16 protein-coding genes are annotated in these 14,304 nt (G+C 69.6%); 7 read left to right on the top strand and 9 right to left on the bottom strand.

All coding sequences use genetic code 11. The annotated features are described in order from the left end of the window. Positions 1 to 139: 139 nt before the first annotated feature. From dacB to AB0J16_RS16160, 3 genes are all read left to right on the top strand, one after another. Positions 140 to 1,684, top strand: coding sequence for a D-alanyl-D-alanine carboxypeptidase/D-alanyl-D-alanine-endopeptidase (gene dacB, locus AB0J16_RS16170; protein WP_358539441.1), 1,545 nt, complete (start codon positions 140 to 142; stop codon positions 1,682 to 1,684). Positions 1,685 to 2,063: 379 nt separating this feature from the next. Then, entirely contained in the window at positions 2,064 to 2,798 is a 735-nt protein-coding gene (locus tag AB0J16_RS16165; protein ID WP_358539438.1) for a CAP domain-containing protein, read from the top strand. Between the two features lie 195 nt (positions 2,799 to 2,993). Beyond that, on the top strand, positions 2,994 to 3,392 hold the full coding sequence (locus AB0J16_RS16160) for a hypothetical protein (protein WP_358539436.1): 399 nt from the start codon (positions 2,994 to 2,996) through the stop codon (positions 3,390 to 3,392). A gap of 13 nt (positions 3,393 to 3,405) precedes the next feature. On the opposite strand, the gene AB0J16_RS16155 is transcribed toward AB0J16_RS16160, so the two are convergent. Genes AB0J16_RS16155 through AB0J16_RS16140 form a run of 4 tightly spaced genes read right to left on the bottom strand, consistent with a single transcriptional unit; the run spans position 3,406 to position 6,729 of the window. Further along, positions 3,406 to 4,185 (bottom strand): ABC transporter permease subunit, encoded by a 780-nt coding sequence (locus AB0J16_RS16155; protein ID WP_358539433.1) that lies wholly within the window; start codon positions 4,183 to 4,185, stop codon positions 3,406 to 3,408. Continuing rightward, positions 4,182 to 4,940, bottom strand: a complete 759-nt coding sequence (locus AB0J16_RS16150; protein WP_358539431.1) for an ABC transporter permease subunit — start codon at positions 4,938 to 4,940, stop codon at positions 4,182 to 4,184. The genes AB0J16_RS16155 and AB0J16_RS16150 overlap by 4 nt, the downstream gene beginning before the upstream one ends. Continuing rightward, positions 4,937 to 5,689, bottom strand: a complete 753-nt coding sequence (locus AB0J16_RS16145) for an ABC transporter ATP-binding protein (RefSeq protein ID WP_358539428.1) — start codon at positions 5,687 to 5,689, stop codon at positions 4,937 to 4,939. The genes AB0J16_RS16150 and AB0J16_RS16145 overlap by 4 nt, the downstream gene beginning before the upstream one ends. Beyond that, entirely contained in the window at positions 5,686 to 6,729 is a 1,044-nt protein-coding gene (locus tag AB0J16_RS16140; RefSeq protein ID WP_358539426.1) for an ABC transporter substrate-binding protein, read from the bottom strand. The genes AB0J16_RS16145 and AB0J16_RS16140 overlap by 4 nt, the downstream gene beginning before the upstream one ends. Positions 6,730 to 6,947: 218 nt before the next feature. On the opposite strand from AB0J16_RS16140, the gene AB0J16_RS16135 reads away from it, so the two are divergent. Beyond that, positions 6,948 to 8,129: an amidohydrolase family protein gene (locus tag AB0J16_RS16135; protein ID WP_358539424.1), complete on the top strand. Its 1,182-nt coding sequence runs from the start codon at positions 6,948 to 6,950 to the stop codon at positions 8,127 to 8,129. A gap of 20 nt (positions 8,130 to 8,149) precedes the next feature. Here the strand turns inward: AB0J16_RS16135 and AB0J16_RS16130 are convergent, their stop codons facing one another. Continuing rightward, a complete protein-coding gene (locus AB0J16_RS16130; RefSeq protein WP_358539421.1) occupies positions 8,150 to 9,295 on the bottom strand; it encodes a helix-turn-helix domain-containing protein in 1,146 nt (381 codons plus the stop codon). 88 nt (positions 9,296 to 9,383) lie between these two features. Here AB0J16_RS16130 and AB0J16_RS16125 point away from each other — a divergent pair, with 88 nt between their 5' ends. Both AB0J16_RS16125 and AB0J16_RS16120 read left to right on the top strand, forming a co-directional pair. After that, entirely contained in the window at positions 9,384 to 10,322 is a 939-nt protein-coding gene (locus tag AB0J16_RS16125; protein ID WP_358539418.1) for an adenosine deaminase, read from the top strand. 126 nt (positions 10,323 to 10,448) lie between these two features. After that, positions 10,449 to 11,033: a class I SAM-dependent methyltransferase gene (locus AB0J16_RS16120; RefSeq protein WP_358539415.1), complete on the top strand. Its 585-nt coding sequence runs from the start codon at positions 10,449 to 10,451 to the stop codon at positions 11,031 to 11,033. 53 nt (positions 11,034 to 11,086) lie between these two features. Here AB0J16_RS16120 and AB0J16_RS16115 read toward each other — a convergent pair whose 3' ends face one another. Continuing rightward, complete coding sequence (locus AB0J16_RS16115) at positions 11,087 to 11,644, bottom strand: peroxiredoxin-like family protein (protein WP_358539412.1); 558 nt, start codon at positions 11,642 to 11,644, stop codon at positions 11,087 to 11,089. A gap of 68 nt (positions 11,645 to 11,712) precedes the next feature. Here AB0J16_RS16115 and AB0J16_RS16110 point away from each other — a divergent pair, with 68 nt between their 5' ends. Continuing rightward, complete coding sequence (locus tag AB0J16_RS16110) at positions 11,713 to 12,336, top strand: TetR/AcrR family transcriptional regulator C-terminal domain-containing protein (RefSeq protein ID WP_358539409.1); 624 nt, start codon at positions 11,713 to 11,715, stop codon at positions 12,334 to 12,336. A 20-nt stretch (positions 12,337 to 12,356) separates the two neighbouring features. Here AB0J16_RS16110 and AB0J16_RS16105 read toward each other — a convergent pair whose 3' ends face one another. From AB0J16_RS16105 to AB0J16_RS16095, 3 genes are all read right to left on the bottom strand, one after another. After that, positions 12,357 to 13,544, bottom strand: a complete 1,188-nt coding sequence (locus AB0J16_RS16105) for a low temperature requirement protein A (protein WP_358539406.1) — start codon at positions 13,542 to 13,544, stop codon at positions 12,357 to 12,359. A 106-nt stretch (positions 13,545 to 13,650) separates the two neighbouring features. Further along, positions 13,651 to 13,863 (bottom strand): hypothetical protein, encoded by a 213-nt coding sequence (locus AB0J16_RS16100; RefSeq protein WP_358539403.1) that lies wholly within the window; start codon positions 13,861 to 13,863, stop codon positions 13,651 to 13,653. Between the two features lie 181 nt (positions 13,864 to 14,044). Continuing rightward, a complete protein-coding gene (locus AB0J16_RS16095; RefSeq protein ID WP_358539400.1) occupies positions 14,045 to 14,281 on the bottom strand; it encodes a hypothetical protein in 237 nt (78 codons plus the stop codon). Positions 14,282 to 14,304 lie beyond the last annotated feature (23 nt).

Genomic DNA, 14,304 nt, shown 5'->3' with positions numbered 1-14,304 from the left:
TTTCCTGGGTACGGGCCCGCCGTCGTAACGGCGTGCCCGCCGTACGACCGACCCAAGAAATACGGATATTTGCGGATTACAGGCTGCGTGCGCTGCCGCATGATCCCAAGCGAGACCCCCAGTCCTCATTGGAGACCCCATGCGGCGTACTTCAGCATCCCTCGTCGCGGGCGCGCTCGTCGCGGCCCTCGCCTGGGCGTCCAGCCCCTCCTCCCCCGCCGTCGCGCTCGAACCCACGGCGGGCGTCGCGGACCTGACCCAGGACATCAACCAGATACTCGCCGACTCGCGGCTCACGGTCGGGCGGGCCGGCGTGGTCGTCAAGAGCGCGGCCAACGGCGACGAGCTGTACGCCACGGACGCCGGCAAGCTGATGATCCCGGCCTCCAACACCAAGCTGTTCACCTCCGCCGCCGCCGTCGACACGCTCGGCCTGGACTACCGCTTCCCCACCACCGTGCTGAGCGGCGGGCGCAAGCTCGGCTCCGTGCTGACCGGCGACCTGATCCTGCGCGGCACCGGCGACCCGACGATGCTGGCCGAGGACTACGACGCGCTGGCCGCCAAGGTCGCCGCCTCGGGCGTCAAGCTGGTCGCGGGCAAGATGGTCGCCGACGACACGTGGTTCGACTCCGTACGGCTCGGCAACGACTGGACCTGGGACGACGAGACGGCCTACTACGCGGCGCAGATCTCCGCGCTGACCGCCTCCCCGGACCGGGACTACGACGCCGGTTCGGTGATCGTCTCCGTGGCGGCGGCCGGCAACGAGGTCAAGGTGTCGACGACGCCCGAGACCGACTACCTGAAGATCGTCAACAAGGCCACCGTGGGCACCACGACCGACGTGCTCATCGAACGGCAGCACTCCACGAACACCGTGGTCATCACCGGCACCGTGGCCGACCCGTACCAGGAGTGGGTGGCCGTGGACGACCCCACCCGCTATGTGGCGTCGCTGTTCCGCAAGTCGCTGGCCAAGCACGGCGTCCGCGTGGCGGGCCCGACCGTCACCGGCGCGGCCCCGTCCGGCGCGACCACGCTGGCCGAGCATCAGTCGATGCCGCTGAGCGAGCTGCTGGTGCCCTTCCTCAAGCTGAGCAACAACATCCACGCCGAGATCCTGACCAAGGCGATGGGCCGCAAGGTCTCCGGCCAGGGCACCTGGGCGGCCGGGCTCAAGGTGAGCACCGACTTCGCCAAGGCCAACGGCGTGCAGGTGCTCAACATGCGGGACGGCTCCGGCCTCTCGCGCCGTGACGGCTTCGCCCCGGGCTCGATCGTCCAGCTGCTGAGCGCCGTACGCGCCAAGCCGTGGTTCAAGACCTGGTACGACGCGCTGCCCATCGCGGGCAACGCCGACCGGTTCACCGGTGGCACACTGCGCAGCCGGATGCGCAACACCGCCGCCGCCAACAACGTGCACGCCAAGACCGGGTCGCTGACCGGCGTCACGTCGCTGTCGGGCTACGTGAACAGCGCCGAGGGCGAGCCGCTGGTGTTCTCCATCATGCTCAACCAGTACCTGTCGGGCTCGCCGAAGGACATCGAGGACAAGATCGCCATCCGGCTCGCCCAGTTCTCGCGGACCGCGCCGGTGGACGCCGTGTCGCAGCTCCGCGCGGCGGATGACAGCGCGACCGGCGACCTCGAGTGCTCCTGGCTCAAGCCCGCCGCCTGCTGACGCCTTCCGCTCCGGCGGGAAGCTGACACTTCCTGTCCCGCCTGGGACCTGACGTCTCCTGTCCTGCCTGGGAGCTGACGCCTCGCGCCTCGACTCCCAGGCATCCGCCCCCGACTTCCACCCCTGGCCGTGCGGCATTTCACCGCACGGCCCTATTTTTTTTCGCACAAGACGCGCAGGTGACAGAGAAGGTTTACCGAGGTCGATGGGGCAATCGTTACGATTAGGTCACCTGGTGCTCCAGATATAGAGGTGTTTTTCGGGACATGGCCGTTGCGGGCACACCAGAATGCGGGATCGACGCCGTATCTAGCAGCAGCGGAGGGACAGGATGCGCAGGCAACTCCAGGCACTCGTTTGCCTCGGAAGTCTGGCCGCGTTGAGCATCCCCACGCCCGCCGCCCAGGCGGCGACCACCACGAAGGCCCCGTGCCGGGTCGTGGCCGCCAAGCCGTCCCTGTCCAAGGGCGTGATCGTCGGCTCGGCGAGCAGGATCGGCTGCGACACCAAGGCCACGCTCAGAGTCCGGATCGTCCGGGACATGGTCGGTCGTCCCGACCGTACGCTGAAGAGCGGCGCCAAGCTTGTGCTGAACGGCCGGATCAGCGTCCGCGCCGGCTGCGCGGCTCCCGGGCGCTACTACGTCCTGGCCATGGACTACCAGGGCAAGCCGAGCCGGTCACGGCCCGTGGCCCTGTCCTGCGACGCCCGGACACCGGCGAAGACCGGCGCCGCCTCGGCCACCGAGGACCAGGTCGTCAGCCTTACCAACCAGGCGCGGGCCAAGAAGGGCTGCCGCCCGCTCACCCACGATCCCAAGCTCCACGCGGCGGCCGAGCGGCACTCCGCCGACATGGCCGCCCGCGACTACTTCGACCACGACTCCAAGGACGGCCGGACTCCGGGTGACCGCATATCGACGGCCGGCTTCGCGCCGGTCAGCACTTGGGGCGAGAACATCGCCATGGGCCAGCCGACGGCCGCCGCGGTCGTACGGGCCTGGCTCGACAGCCCCGGACACCGCGCCAACATCATGAACTGCTCCTTCACCCATATCGGCGTCGGCCAGTCCACGAAGGGCCCCTACTGGACCCAGGACTTCGCCGCCCACTAGACCACAGAACCCACCCAGCCAGGGAGCGTCGGGCCTCCACCAGGCGCGCCACCGCGCCGGTTCCCACCGCAACGCCACGGCGCTCCCATCCGGCGGGCCCGGTCGCGCCTCCCCCCGCACAGCGGACCGCGACCGGGCCCGCACCCTTTTAACGGGGAATGAGCCTGTATAGGGCAACAGACCTGTGGGGATCTCATGCACTGGCACGCGTACACGTGGGTGGGCAGCGGCGAGGAGCGGGAAAGGGAGGACGAGCGGCGTCCGGGTTCGCCCGGGTTCGCCGGTTCACTCCTTCCGCCGATGCGCACCGGCGACTGGCTGGCCCGACCGGCCTCCCGGATCCGCGCCACCTTCGACGACCCTGGCCGAGCGGTGGAGTGGCTGGCCGTCCAGTACGCGCAGATCAGGGGCGCGTTCCCGCACCCGGACCGCGTCGGGCTGACGGCCCGGCTCGACGGCGCCGCCGACGCGCTACCCCGTGGGGTGGACGTGCAGTGGGGCGAGTGGCTGACCGGGGGCAGGTTCGCCACGATCAGCGTGATCTGCTGCCCGAACAGACACGTCACACACCCCTGCCCCATCCGCCGCCCCTGACTCCCGGGAGCGGTCAGTCCCGGTTGTCCGAGAAGCGGGCCAGGACCAGGGACTCGACGACGCCCACGGCCGCGTACGCCAGGATCGACACGGCGGTGACCACCACGATGTCCGCCCACACCTCGTCATACCGGAACCCGCCGATGGCCCGCAGGATCCCGGCGCCGATCCCCTGCCCGGTCGCCAGCCATTCGGCGATGAGCGCGCCGATGATCGAGGCGGGCACGGAGATCCGCATGGAGGCGAACACCGAGGGCATCGCCGTCGGCACGGCCACCTTGCGCAGCACGGTCAGCCGTCCGCCCCCGTACGCCATGATCAGGTCGGTGGCCTGCGGTGAGGCGGAGCGCAGCCCGAAGGCGACGTTGACCAGGGCGGGGAAGAACACCACGATGCCGCCGATGACCGCGACGCCGACGAGTTCGCGGCCGAAGACGAGCGTGATCAGCGGCGTCATCACCACGAGCGGCACCGAGCGCAGCAGCATCGCGACCGGCATGAACGTCTGCTCGACGGTCCTGAACAGCACGAACGCCATCGCCACGACCACCGCCGCGACCATCCCGCTGACGAAGCCGATGGCCGCGTCCCTGATCGTGATGCCCAAAGCGGCGAAGACCGCGTCGCGATGGGCCGGGGACGAGCCGAAGAGGTACTCCCAGACCTGCGGGGGACGCTTGCCCACCAACGGGCTGATGCCGAAAGCCTCCAGGGACAGCCACCAGAGGGCCACCACGATGACCACGGAGGGAAGCAGCGGGCCGACGACGCGCAACACGATGCGGCCGATCATGAGGAGGACCTCGCTCTGCCGTACGACCAGGGTGTCACCACACGGGAGACCAGCGCGACGATCGCGTAGCCGAGGCCCGCGACCAGACCGGCCACGAGCGCCAGCCCCCACGTGCGCGGGACCTGGAACTGCTGCTGAGAGATCATCAGGGAGACGCCGAGGCCCTGGTCGTTGCTGCCGAGGTATTCGCCGATGATCGCGCCGAGCAGTGCGCCGGGGGCCGAGATCTTCAGCCCGGCGAACGTGCTCGGCAGCGCCGCGATGACCTGGACGTGCCGGAGCTTGGCCAGGCGGCCGCCGCCGTACACGGCGATGAGGTCGAGGCTGGTCCGGTCGGCGGAGCGCAGCCCGAGCAGCGCGCCGATGAGCGTGGTGAAGAAGACGGAGACGGCGGCCAGGAACACCACGGCGGCCTCACCGCCGAAGACGACCAGGACGATCGGGCCGATGGCCAGCAGCGGGATGCAGTAGCTGATCACCGCGAGCTGGGTCGCCACCGCCTCCAGGCGCGGGACGAGCAGGACGATCAGCGCCACCCCGATGGCCAGGCCGTTGCCCCAGAGGAAGCCCTGGAGCGCGGCGCTGACAGTGGCGGTCGTGTTGGGGCCGTAGAAGCCCCAGCCGTCGTGGCCCATCCCGGCCAGGACCGCCCACGGCGTCGGGACCGCGCCACCGTCCGCGAAGACCGTCACGGCGAGCAGCCACCACAGGGCGATCAGGGCGACGACGCCGAGCAGCCCGTGGATCCGCTTCACGAGCCGTGCCCGAACAGCAGGTCGCTGAGGTGGTCGTGGATGGCGTGGAACTCCGGTGTACGCATCATCTCGGGCACCCGGGGGCGCGGCAGGTCGATCGGGACCACCTCTTCGATGCGGCCAGGGCGCGGGCTCATGACGGCCACCACGTCCGACAGGAAGATCGCCTCGCCGATGCCGTGGGTGACCATCAGCGTGGTGGCGGGCTTCTCGGTCCAGATGCGCAGGAGCTCCAGGTTGAGCCGCTGGCGGGTCATGTCGTCCAGCGCGCCGAACGGCTCGTCGAGCAGCAGCACGCTGGGCTTGACCACAAGCGCGCGGGCGATCGACACGCGCTGCCGCATGCCGCCCGACAGCTCGGCGGGCCGCGCCTTCTCGAAGCCCTGCAGCCCGACCAGCTTGATCAGGTCGTCGATCACGCCGGGCTCCGGCCTGATCCCCGCGACCTCCAGCGGCAGCCGGATGTTGGCCGCGACGCTGCGCCAGGCCAGCAGCGCCGAGTCCTGGAAGGCGATGCCGAGGTGGTGACTCCTGCGGAGCTCCTCGGGGGTCTCGCCGTTCACCCGGATCTCGCCGGTGGTGGGCTTCTCAAGCCCGGCCAGGATGCGCAGCACGGTCGACTTGCCGCAGCCCGAGGGGCCGAGCAGGGACAGGAAGGAGCCCTTCGGCGTCTCCAGGTCGACGTTCTCGACCGCGGTCAGCCCGCTGCCGAACGTCTTGCTCAGCCCCGTGATGCCGATGCCGGTCATGAGAGCTTGAGGCTCGCGTCGGCCTTGTAGATCTCGTCCAGGATCGACAGGTCGAAGAGGTTCTCGGCCTTGACGGTCAGCCCGGCCTTGGCGAGGGAGGCGATGTTCTGCTCGATCAGCTCGGAGGTCATCGTGAACAGGCCGTTGGCCTTGGCGTCGGGGGTGACGACGAGTTCGTTCTGCATCTTGGCCTCCTCGGTCTGCTCGGCGACGTCGAGGTTCTGATCCTTGCCGTACGTCTTCGCGGCCAGTTCGGCGGCCTTGGCCGGGTCCGCGACGGCGTCCTTCCAGCCCTTGATCTCCGCCGTGAGGAACGCCTTGAGCTTGTCGCGTTCCTTGTCGATGGTCTCCTGCGTCACCGTGAACGTCTCGGCGACCAGCGGCAGCCCGTGGTCGGCGAACAGCATGTGCGCCGCGTCCACGCCCTGCATCTTCAGCCGCACCGGGCCGCTGGTGACGAAGCCGACGTAGCCATCGAGCTGGCCGGAGGTCAGCATCGACGGGTCGGACTGGAACGGCACCCGTGTCACGCTCGACGGGTCGATGCCGTTGGACTTGAGCAGCGCGTTCCAGACCAGCTCGTTGGAGTCCTGGACGCCGATCTTCTTACCGGCCAGGTCCTTGGGGTCCTTGATCGGGTTCTTGCCGAGGGAGACGATGGCGAAGGGGTTCTTCTGGAAGGTCGCGCCCACGATCTTGAGCGGGGCGCCCTGGAGCACGGCGGGCGCGGTGATCGTCGGCGTCGACAGGCCGATCCAGCAGCGGCCGGTGGTCAGGCCCGACTCGACCGAGGTGCCGGAGCCGCCGCCCGACAGCAGCTCCACCTGGGAGAACCCGGCGGCCTTGTAGTAGCCCTTGCTGTCGGCGAAGTACTCGCCGGCGAACTCGACGTTCTTCTTCCAGGAGAGCTGGATCTTGACCGCGCCGAACCCGCTTCCGCCCGCGCCGGACGTCCCGCTGTCGCCACAGGCGGCCAGGCCGAGCGCCAGTCCGGCCATTCCCGTCGTCCGCAGGAACGCGCGACGGTCGAGGGTAGCCATAATTCTCCTTGGAAGAGCGGTGAACCTGCAGGTCAGGAAGCTATACACTGATTATTACCATCGTGTGACGAAAAATCGGACATCGCATGGGGTGCGGGGCCCGGATGTGGAAAAGCCCAGCACCGGCGCTTCAGACCCTGTAGGTCCCTACGAGAGCGCTCGGCGAGGTCCGTAGATCCCTCCAGCGGCGGAAGGCGTCCGGTAGCGTTTTCGCTGACATGAAACTGGACGGAATCCCCCTTTGGGACGGCACCGAATTCCGGGGCTCGGTCGAGCTGAGCTGGGAACCGGACCGGATCGGCGACGTCAGGCCGGCCGCGCAGCGGTATGACGACCTGTGCGTGCTCCCCGGCCTGGTCGACACGCACGTGCACCTGATCGGCTACGCCGGTTCGGGGCCGATGCCCGACTTCGCCACCTGGCCGCTCGTCACGACCCGCGACGAGCAAGTGCTGCACGGTGTCGCCCACGCCCAGCGGGCCATGCGCCACGGCGTGACGACCCTGCGCGACCTGGCCGGGGACGAGGCGCAGATCGCCCTGCGCCGGGCCTTCGACGCGGGCGTGCTGCCCGGCCCGCGCGTCCAGGTCCACGGCGTGGTCGGCATGACCGCCGGGCACAACGACCTGTTCGTGCCACCGGCGATCCCGCAGCGCAAGCCCACCGCTGACGGACCCGACGAGTGCCGCAAGCTGGTACGTACCTGGGCCCGCGCCGGGATGGACGGCATCAAGCTCACCACCAGCGGCGGCGTGCTGTCGATCGGCGACAAGAACGGCTGGCGCAACTACACGCGCGAGGAGATCAGCGCCGTCGTCGACGAGGCGCACGCGCTCGGCATGCTGGTGGCCTCCCACGCCCACTCCGAGGAGGGCATCCGCGTCGCCGTCGAGGAGCGCGTCGACTCGATCGAGCACGGCACGCTGCTGAGCGCGGATCTCGCCGAGGTGCTCGCGGCCCGCCGTACGCCCGTCGCGCCGACCCTCCTGATCAACGAGGCCATCGCCGAAGGCCGGGTCCCGGTCACCGCGGAGTCGATGGCCAAGGCCGCCGAGCTCGTGGCCACGCGTAACGTGCTGCTCGCCGAGGCGGCGCGGCTGGGTGTCCGCTTTGTCCTGGGCACCGATGCCAACGGGCACCACGTCCAGTTCGGCGACCAGCTCGCTGAGGTGGTCCACATGACCGAGATCCTGGGCATGTCCGCCTCGGAGGCGCTGCGCGCGGCCACCTCGGACGCCGCCGACTCGATCGGCGTGCCGGTGGGCCGGATCGAGCCCGGACTCGGGGCGGACTTCATCGTGCTGCGCGGGCGTCCGTGGGAGCGGATCGCGGACCTGGCCGTGGAGAACATCGTCGCCGTGGTCTCACGAGGACGTCTCGTCGCGGGCGAGCTGCCCTGACCCGTCAAGACGGGACCCCTTCAGGCAGGGTCCCCTTCGGACGGCTGAGCTGACCTGAGGGCCAGATAGAGGTCCGTACGGTCGCGCATCGACGACATCCGCCGCCCGGTCAGCTCCTCGATCCGCTGCATGCGGTAGCGCAGCGTGTTGACGTGCACATACAGCTCGTCGGCCGTCCGCTGCCAGGAGCCGCACGTCTCCAGGAAGACGTCGAGCGTGCGCAGCAGCTCGGAGCCGTGCCGCGCGTCGTACTCGATGATCGGCCCGAGCAGGTGCTCCCTGAACGAGCGCCGCACGCTCACGGGCAGCTGGGCCAGCAGGAGTTCGTGGCTGTCCACGTCGGCGACCGACATGACCGACACCGGCCCCTCGCCGTAGCGGGCCGACTCCATGCCCCGCCGCGCGGACTCCAGCGCCTCGCCCAGCTGCGACACGCTGGCGGTCGCGTCGCTGATCCCGACCGCCACCCGCATCCCTGGCCGGTTGGTCACCAGCGCGCGCAACTCGTCGGTCAGCGCCTGGCGCGACACCTTGCCGTTGACCAGCACGATCCCCTCGTCGGACCGTCCGCCGACGACCAGCTGCCGCCCTCTCCTGGCCAGCGCGTACATGATCGCGGGTACGTCGTCGTCGTCCGACCCGCCGGTCCTGGCCACCACCATGGCCGTGGTCGGCAGCCCCGGATCGGCGCCGAGCAGCCGCAGGTGGGCCGACACCTCACCGGGCGCGATCCGCTGCGTGCCCAGGAGGTCGAGCAGCGTCTGCGCCCGAGCCCGCTCATCCCGGCGCCGCTCGGCCGCGAACGCCTCCTCGATCACCACCTCGGTGATCGCGCCGAACGACTGGTCGGGCGCGGCCAGGAGCAGCGGCAACCGGCGGCGTTCGCACGCCTTGACCAGCGCTTCCGGCAGCTCCCCCAGCACTACCAGCCCGACGATCAACCCGGCGGCGTCGCTCGTCCACAGCGCGTCGGCGAACGTCTCGCAGTCGGACGGCTGGGTGTACCAGACCCCGCTGGTCAGGACGAGGTCGCCGGGGCGCAGGTAGCGTCGTGGGTCGGGCAGATCCGTCGGATAGGCTCGCCCCACCTCCCTGCCGAGCCCGTCATGTCCGGTCACCGGCACGAGACTCAGGTCTTCGCGCGCCACCAGATCCGCCAGCCTCATGAATGTGATGTTATGCCAGGTCATCGGGCGAGAGTTCGGAGGTTCGCACGATACCGTGGCCGGTGTCTTGTCAGGTTTACTCGATCACATGCGTCCCAAAGCCGAACTCCATCTGCACATCGAAGGCACCCTCGAACCCGAGCTCGTCGTCGAGCTGGCCAGGCGCAACGGGATCGACCTGCCGACCTTCGACGCGGAGGCCATCAGGGCGCGCTACGACTTCGCCGATCTCCAGTCGTTCCTGGACATCTACTACGAGAACATGGCGGTCCTCCGCACCGACCGGGACTTCTACGACCTTGCCACCGCCTACCTGGGGCGGGCCCGGGCGCAGGGCGTACGGCATGCCGAGATCTTCTTCGACCCGCAGGCGCATCTGAGCAGGGGCGTGTCGCTGGAGGCGGTGTTCGGCGGGCTGTCGGCCGCCCTCAAGGACAGCGACGTCTCGGCGGCCCTGATCATGTGCTTCCTGCGTGACCGGGGGGCCGAGGAGGCCGAGCAGGTGCTGCGGGCCGCGCTGCCGTACCGGGACCACTTCATCGGCGTCGGGCTGGACTCGGCGGAGGTCGGTCATCCGCCGGCACTGTACCGCCGGGTGTTCGACATGGCGGCCGCGGAGGGCCTGCGCCGGGTCGCGCACGCCGGCGAGGAGGGCGGCCCCGACTACGTGTGGGAGGCCCTGGACGTGCTCAAGGTGGAGCGGGTGGACCACGGCATCCGCGCCATGGAGGACCCCTCGCTGGTCGCCCGCCTGCGGGAGGAGCGGATCCCGCTGACGGTGTGCCCGCTGTCGAACGTCCGGCTGCGCACGGTGCCGTCGCTGCGGGACCACATCCTGCCCGCGATGCTGGACGAGGGCCTGATGGTGACGGTCAACTCCGATGATCCGGCGTACTTCGGCGGCTATGTCGAGGACAACTACCGGGCGCTGCGCGACGAGCTGGGCATGACGGACGCGCAACTGGACCAGATCGCCCGCAACTCCTTCGAGGCGTCGTTCGTCGAGGTCCCGTCAGCCGGTCAATGAGGCGTGGAGCGTCCGGAGGAGCCGGTTGAGTTCGGCCCGCGGGCGATCGGGGACCCAAAACCGCGGGGCGGATGACGGCGTCGGATGGGCTGACTCTAGGTTCGGAAGGAGACGGAAGGACATCCGGTGAACACATCCTTGGCCGACTACCTCGACAGCCTCTACCAGCTGGGCCGCGACCACGACGCGCCCCTGGCCGACCGGCTGCTGCGGCTGCGCAACATGACCCCTGGCGCGGCGGGCCTCGTCGCGCTGCTGATCCGCGTCCAGGGGAGCCGGCGGGTGCTGGAGATCGGTACGTCCAACGGCTATTCGGCCATCTGGTTCGGCGACGCCGTACGGGACACCGGCGGACATCTGGAGACGGTGGAGATCGACGCCTCACGGGTCGCCCAGGCGCGGGCCAACATCGCGGCGGCCGAAGTGGCCGACCACGTGACCGTGATCCACGCGGATGGCGGGGAGGTGCTGGCGGCCAGCCCGGACGGGTCGGTCGACCTGGTGGTGCTCGACGCGGAACGGCCCGCGTACGTGGGTTACTGGCCGCAGTTGCAGCGGGTGCTCACCCCTCGGGGTGTCGTCGCCGTGGACAACGCGCTCAGCCATCAGGAGCAGGTGGCGGCCTTTCGTGACCTGGTGACGGCGGACGGGCAGTTCGCCGTACAGCTGCACGAGGTCGGCGACGGGGTGCTCACGGTGGTGCGGCTGTAGCAGGCCGTGGCGCCTTGACCGAGCTACTGCTGGACGGGGGCGCCTTGACCAGGCTACTTCTGTACGGGTTTCGGCGCGTGGGACGCCTGGTCGAGGATCTCGTCGACCGACCACTGGTCGTAGGCGTGCTCGCCGTACTTGGCGGCGAGCACCCGGCCGTCCCGCCCGATCAGGAAGTCGGCGGGCAGGCCCAACCGGCCGCCGTGCGGCTTGGCCGCCGGGGCGCGTTCGCGGCCCCGCAGGACCCGCCACGTGGTCACGGCGACCACGCGGAGGATCGTCCCCCACACGCGCGGGTCGAGCAACGAGCGGGCCGCCGACTCCACGCCGAACTCGACGTACAGCAGCTTGTCCGGGTCGGCGATCACCGGGAACGGCAGATCGGGCGTGTGCTCGGCCAGCTCTTCTGCCGGTGAGTGGAAGACCACGACCTCGCGGACGCCCGCCGCCTCGATCTCGTCGTGCCTGCGCACGATGGAGCGCAGGTGCAGATTGCAGACCGGACACCCGGCGAACCGCCGGAACTGCAGGTGGACCAGCCGCTCCGGGTCAGGGATGGCGACCGCCTCACCGGACACTGCGCTCAGCTCTCTGGCATCGACGACACGCATGTGAACCTCCTATAGGCGTACGGCATACGCTTACGATGATAGGCGTATGCCGTACGCTGTCAACTGTCATGCCGCGACCCCGTTCACTCACTCCCGACCAACTGGCCACGGCCGCCCTCGCCGTCATCGACCGCGACGGACTGGCCGGGCTGTCGATGCGCGCGGTCGCGCAGGAGATCGGCATGAGCACCATGGGCCTCTACCGCTACGTCGACGACCGCGGTGAGCTCGAACAACTCGTCATCGACCGCGTCCTCGACACCGTCGACACCGTGCCGCCCGACAAGGACCGGCCCTGGTACGAGCGGATCGAGATCATGGTCGAGCGGCTGCGCGGCGTGGTGAGCTCCCACCCGTGGCTCGTGCCGCTGATCATCACCCATCGGCACCGGTCGGTGGCCATACTGCGCTGGTCAGAGCCGTTGGCCGCCATCCTCGCCGAGGCCGGGCTGGACGGAGGCGAGCGGGTGATCGCGCTGCGCTCGCTGCTCGCGTACGTGGTGGGGGCGATCCAGCTCGAACAGCTCGGACCGCTGGCCGGAGCGGGCACCCAGGTCATCGCGGACCGGGCCGAGCTCCCCTACCTGTCCGAGACCGCCAGGCACGCCCACGACGTCACCACGGACGAGGAGTTCCGGGGCGGGCTCGCCCTCCTGCTGCGCGGCATAGGCGGGGGCGCGGACGTGCGCTAAGGCGGCGGCGCGGACGTGCGCTAAGGCGGCGGTGCGGGAAGCGACCGGCGTCCTTCGCGCGCGAGTGTCGTCACGAGCAGGAGTACGAGCACCGCGGCGATGGCGGTGAGTCCCGCGGCCACACCCACGCTGGGCGCGGCGAACACGGTGAGCGCCACGAGCACCACCGCCACGCCGATCGACTCCGGCCGCACGACGGTCCTGCTCACCAAGGGTGCATGCAGCGCCCACAGCAGGACGAGCATGACGACGACCGGAATGGCGACCGAGGCCACCACGGCCCGCGCGCCCGCCGCGATGTGGTGCTCCCCCTCCCCTGCCGACGCCACCGCGACCTCGAGACCCGCACCGAGCGCGGCCAGCGCCGCGAAGATCAGATAGTGCCCGTATCCCCAGACGAAGGACTGTTCCCGTCGCTCCTCAAGCCCGTCGCCGGCCGGCTCGGAGAAGTAGATCCACCACAGCGCGAAAAGGATGACCAGGCCGGTCATCGCGATGACGACGAGTTCGACGCTCAGCCCGTGGGCGACCGCGCCCTGCACCGCGTTCGTCGCCGCGAGCACGCTCTCGCCGAGCAGGATGATGGTGAACAGCCCGTAGCGCTCGGCGATGTGGTGCGGGTGCCAGCTCGTCGAGCCCGTACGCTCCGCGATCGGCGGCACCGCGAGGTCGAGGACCGCGCACACGATGAACAACCAGACCGGCCCGCCCCCCGGCAGCGCGAGCTTGGACACCCAGAGCACCTGCACGAACGAGATGCCGATCGCGTAGCGCAGCGCCGTCGCCCGTCCCTCGGGGTGCGCGACCGCCGCGCGCAGCCACAGGCTCACGAGCCCGACGCGCATGACGAGGTAGCCGATCGTCACGACGGTGAAGTCGCCCTCGAACGCCGCGGGCACCCCGGCCGCGAGCACCAGCACGCCGGCCATCTGCAGGAGCGTCATGACGCGGTACGGGACGTCGTCGGTGTCGTACGCGGAGGCGAACCAGGTGAAGTTCATCCACGCCCACCAGATGGCGAAGAAGACCATGAGGAAGGGCCCGACCGCTTCGAGGCCGTGCCCCTGCTCGGTGGCGTGGGCGAGCCGGCCCACGATCTGGGACACCGCGGCGACGAAGGTGAGATCGAAGAGCAGCTCGAGCGGGCTCGAGACGCGATGCGGCTCGGTCAGATCGCGAGCGGCCATGCGGGTCCGGAGCGGCGACATGTGCCTACCCTATTGACCCGCGCCTGCCTCGCTGACAGGCGCCTGCCTTGCCAAACGGCGGCGAACGAGTGCCGGTCCCCGGCGAGTAGGGGACCGGCACTCGGGCCTACTTGAGCCAGAGGACCCAGGCGCCGGGTATTTCGGTGCACTTGTACGCGTTGAAGTTCTCACGCACATACTGCTGGCCTGCGTCGACACACTTCTTCTTGGTGGGGAACTGCCCGTAGGACACCCAGTCGGCCGCTTGGGCGGGCAAGCCGAGTCCGACGACCGCCAGGACGGCGATTCCCGCGCCCGCTATTGCAGTCCGTACACGCATTCTTGACTCCCTTTCACCACTGGGGCAATGCACAGAGATCATCGCAGCGGCGAACGAGCCGGGTGAGCGGCAAGACATATCAAGTGATCTAGTCAATATCAGCAGCTATCGCCCTTGCGGCCGACCTCTCCCGCATGACACAAAGGAAGGTCCGGCCCCAGAGCATGGACCGGCGGTCGCGTTAGATCGTGGCCCAGAGCGCCCAGAACGGGCTGTCCCACAGGCAGTCCCAGTACTCGCCGTCTCCGGAGTACCTTTTGCCCGCCTTCTCACACTCCGCGAGGGTCCTGTGGGTGCTGATGATGTGGGCCTTCTTTGTCGTGGCCACATCCGCGCTCGCGGACACGCTGGTGCAGAGTGTCGCCGCCATCGTCAGGGCGGCCGCTGACACCACCACGCTCACGACCTTGTTCCGCATGGAGAACCTGCCTTCGCTCGGTT

The organism is Nonomuraea sp. NPDC049750, assembly GCF_040659625.1.
GTDB lineage: Bacteria > Actinomycetota > Actinomycetes > Streptosporangiales > Streptosporangiaceae > Nonomuraea.
This window is presented reverse-complemented; position numbering and strand designations above follow the sequence as displayed.

What these genes read in the sequence shown, in the direction of transcription:
- dacB (WP_358539441.1), top strand. Translation starts at nt 140, where the DNA reads ATGCGGCGTACTTCAGCATCCCTCGTCGCGGGCGCGCTCGTCGCGGCC.
- AB0J16_RS16160 (WP_358539436.1), top strand. Translation starts at nt 2,994, where the DNA reads ATGCACTGGCACGCGTACACGTGGGTGGGCAGCGGCGAGGAGCGGGAA.
- AB0J16_RS16155 (WP_358539433.1), bottom strand. Translation starts at nt 4,185, where the DNA reads ATGATCGGCCGCATCGTGTTGCGCGTCGTCGGCCCGCTGCTTCCCTCC.
- AB0J16_RS16145 (WP_358539428.1), bottom strand. Translation starts at nt 5,689, where the DNA reads ATGACCGGCATCGGCATCACGGGGCTGAGCAAGACGTTCGGCAGCGGG.
- AB0J16_RS16140 (WP_358539426.1), bottom strand. Translation starts at nt 6,729, where the DNA reads ATGGCTACCCTCGACCGTCGCGCGTTCCTGCGGACGACGGGAATGGCC.
- AB0J16_RS16135 (WP_358539424.1), top strand. Translation starts at nt 6,948, where the DNA reads ATGAAACTGGACGGAATCCCCCTTTGGGACGGCACCGAATTCCGGGGC.
- AB0J16_RS16130 (WP_358539421.1), bottom strand. Translation starts at nt 9,295, where the DNA reads ATGAGGCTGGCGGATCTGGTGGCGCGCGAAGACCTGAGTCTCGTGCCG.
- AB0J16_RS16125 (WP_358539418.1), top strand. Translation starts at nt 9,384, where the DNA reads ATGCGTCCCAAAGCCGAACTCCATCTGCACATCGAAGGCACCCTCGAA.
- AB0J16_RS16115 (WP_358539412.1), bottom strand. Translation starts at nt 11,644, where the DNA reads ATGCGTGTCGTCGATGCCAGAGAGCTGAGCGCAGTGTCCGGTGAGGCG.
- AB0J16_RS16110 (WP_358539409.1), top strand. Translation starts at nt 11,713, where the DNA reads ATGCCGCGACCCCGTTCACTCACTCCCGACCAACTGGCCACGGCCGCC.
- AB0J16_RS16105 (WP_358539406.1), bottom strand. Translation starts at nt 13,544, where the DNA reads ATGTCGCCGCTCCGGACCCGCATGGCCGCTCGCGATCTGACCGAGCCG.
- AB0J16_RS16100 (WP_358539403.1), bottom strand. Translation starts at nt 13,863, where the DNA reads ATGCGTGTACGGACTGCAATAGCGGGCGCGGGAATCGCCGTCCTGGCG.
- AB0J16_RS16095 (WP_358539400.1), bottom strand. Translation starts at nt 14,281, where the DNA reads ATGCGGAACAAGGTCGTGAGCGTGGTGGTGTCAGCGGCCGCCCTGACG.